Raw genomic sequence first — 2,447 nt, 5'->3', positions numbered from 1 at the left:
AACTGTCAGCAAAATAAGAGCCTTGCGTATAACTATAAAGCTTTGAATGCTTTGGGATAGTCATGTATTTCTCCTAAAAGGCATAACGCCCTGTTAAGGGGTGAGCAACGCAATACTGAAGCCGCTGCATACCACCTTAGACACTAAAACCAACGCATAGTAAAAATGCCACGCGTTGCGAATCCCTCTTGAACAGTTTGTTAAATGCTAACCCACCACGCACACAAAGCCGCTAATAATGGAAATAGCAATTCAACTTTTAACAGCCAAAGTGTACTGATCGGCGTAGTAAGAAAACAGAATAAGACATTGGTTCGACTCAACTTTACACCAATATTTCCGTGTCCTACACCAATGGAGGTCCAAGCTCCAGTGCTTGCCGTTGGAGTTAAGAAGCCTTTTATATCTGCTTCTGAAACTCTATCTGTCGTTGACCCCGTTTTTGCTTGCAACTTTTTATTAATTTCACCGACTAACAGGGGATGTTTCTTAAAGCCTTGCTTTAGGCTTGATAAAATAGCTTCAGTTGATGAGCATAAGCAACTACAAAGAACCCCAACAAGGTGCAGCAGAATTTCCGTAACTTCCATTCCCTCATTTTGGTTGATAGTTACAATACCCAAGTTTATGTCGATAGCATTAAATAAATCAGGGTTGACGATCTCACCATAAATTAAAATGCTCGCTATCGTGTAGATACTTACTGCTAGTTTACTGATGTTCAATTTTCCTCCTAGCATTTAACGCCGCGTTAAGGGGTGAATGCCGCCTAAACCAAGTTTCCGCAGACCACTTTCACCACAAAAATCACCGCAAACCAAAAATGCCACGCGGCATGAATCCCGCTTAAACGCCTTGTTATGCTTAAGCTTCAATGGCTTACGTTTTACTAAAAACAAGATTAACTCGACTTTGATTTACAAACAAAAGCCAAAACGTAGAAAACCGAAATGACTCATAGTTTTGAAAGTCAGACTTTGAAATTTGGCCGCTAAAACTCAAAAACCTAAGATCAAGTTGCTGATTGAGCCAACCGCCCTAACCTTGCGCTTACCCGAAAATTGATTGAGGCAACTCTCTGAATTTCCAGCGCCAAAGAATGAGTGTCCGAAAAGCAGCGCTCACAAAAGCCAACTTGCCGACAAACACCAAACTGAAAAGCCAAGAGAACAAAGAAAAACCATAACCAACTGATTTTACTTGATTAAGCATAACGCCGCGTTAAGGGGTGAATGCCGCATAAACCAAGCTTCCGCAGACCACTTTCACCACCAAAACTCACCGCAYACCAAAAATGCCACGCGGCATGAATCCCTCTTAAACGCCTTGTTATACCAATTTTTGGCCAGTCATAAGCAACYTAACTTATAAGCCAAAACCAACTTTTGGTAACTTACGAACTGAGCGAACACCCCATTGTGATAAATCTGGCTTAGGTTGCCCCGTGAAATCACCAAGGCAGATATACCCTCGAGACAGATAACGATAAAGGAAATCTCCACCCTCTAAAGAGCCTCTTCTATCATCACCAAATGGTAATTTTATACGATCTACTCGTAGATCTGAGGCGGCTTTGAAAGCWGGATAAACGCTGGAGTTCACCGAATATGAGCTTAGMTCACTTAGAAGTGCTTTATCTGACATTTGCGATGCTGTACGAGTAAAGATCATGATTAGACGTTTCTGCTGTTCTGATGAAACGATGATCATTTCCATATTGGTTTTCCTTTGAAATAAGGAAGTATATAGAAACCAAGCTTCACTCGATAGTGTTTTGAGTTGGAGCTTATTACGATAAATTGGTATAACGCTGCGTTAAGGGGTGAGTGCCGCCTAAACCAACTTTCCGCAGACCACTTTCACCACCAAAATTCACCGCATACCCAAAATGCCACGCGGCATGAATCCCACTTTAACGCTTTGTTATGCGCGTGCTTCAGACCAAACAGCAAATTCATTACCACTTGGCTCCACAAAATGAAAACGACAACCTCCAGGAAATTCAAAAATTGGACGGATGATTTCACCGCTATTTTCACAACTTTATCCAATGTTGCTTCAATGTCTGAACTATAGAAACTAAAAGTGCGCCACCACTTTCCGTCCGACTAGAACGCTCAGATTTGAAAAACCACCATCTAACCTTCATTTGAAAAGCTGCGTATTCAGGCCATAGTCAACAATTCCAGCCAAAACCTTTGAAAGAACGCTTCGTTGACTCTAAGTCTTTCGCTGCAACTCTACATAATTGAGCTTTTCATGCTGGTTCATTGTTAACTCCTGTCATTTTTCCAATTAGCGCATAACGCCCTGTTAAGGGGTGAGCAACGCAATACCGATGCCACCGCATATCGCCTTAAACACTAAAACCAACGCATAGTGAAAATGCCACGCGTTGCGAATCCCTCTTAAACAGATTGTTATACCCGTGCTCAAGGTAACTGCTT

General features: G+C 41.9%; 5 protein-coding genes and 2 pseudogenes. All 7 read right to left on the bottom strand.

Annotation, left to right across the window (positions count from 1 at the left end):
* Positions 1 to 93: 93 nt before the first annotated feature.
* Positions 94 to 223 (bottom strand): annotated as a pseudogene (locus tag CIK04_RS01555) (DUF3265 domain-containing protein).
* Positions 201 to 725, bottom strand: a complete 525-nt coding sequence (locus CIK04_RS01550; RefSeq protein ID WP_128824571.1) for a hypothetical protein — start codon at positions 723 to 725, stop codon at positions 201 to 203. Before CIK04_RS01550 ends, CIK04_RS01555 begins: the two are co-directional and overlap by 23 nt.
* Before the next feature lie 15 nt (positions 726 to 740).
* Positions 741 to 875, bottom strand: coding sequence for a DUF3265 domain-containing protein (locus CIK04_RS35420; protein ID WP_130202004.1), 135 nt, complete (start codon positions 873 to 875; stop codon positions 741 to 743).
* A gap of 329 nt (positions 876 to 1,204) precedes the next feature.
* The gene (locus CIK04_RS01535) at positions 1,205 to 1,333 is read right to left on the bottom strand and encodes a DUF3265 domain-containing protein (protein WP_128824572.1); all 129 of its coding nucleotides are present in this window, start codon (positions 1,331 to 1,333) and stop codon (positions 1,205 to 1,207) included.
* Between the two features lie 32 nt (positions 1,334 to 1,365).
* Positions 1,366 to 1,716 (bottom strand): hypothetical protein, encoded by a 351-nt coding sequence (locus CIK04_RS01530; protein WP_128824570.1) that lies wholly within the window; start codon positions 1,714 to 1,716, stop codon positions 1,366 to 1,368.
* Positions 1,717 to 1,789: 73 nt separating this feature from the next.
* Complete coding sequence (locus tag CIK04_RS01525; RefSeq protein WP_325205688.1) at positions 1,790 to 1,906, bottom strand: DUF3265 domain-containing protein; 117 nt, start codon at positions 1,904 to 1,906, stop codon at positions 1,790 to 1,792.
* 17 nt (positions 1,907 to 1,923) lie between these two features.
* Positions 1,924 to 2,271, bottom strand: a pseudogene (locus CIK04_RS01520) (VOC family protein).
* Positions 2,272 to 2,447: the final 176 nt, after the last annotated feature.

The sequence above is a fragment of the Vibrio sp. 03_296 genome, assembly GCF_002265885.1.
Note: the sequence above shows the minus strand (reverse complement) of the source record. Positions and strands in the feature narration are given on the sequence as shown.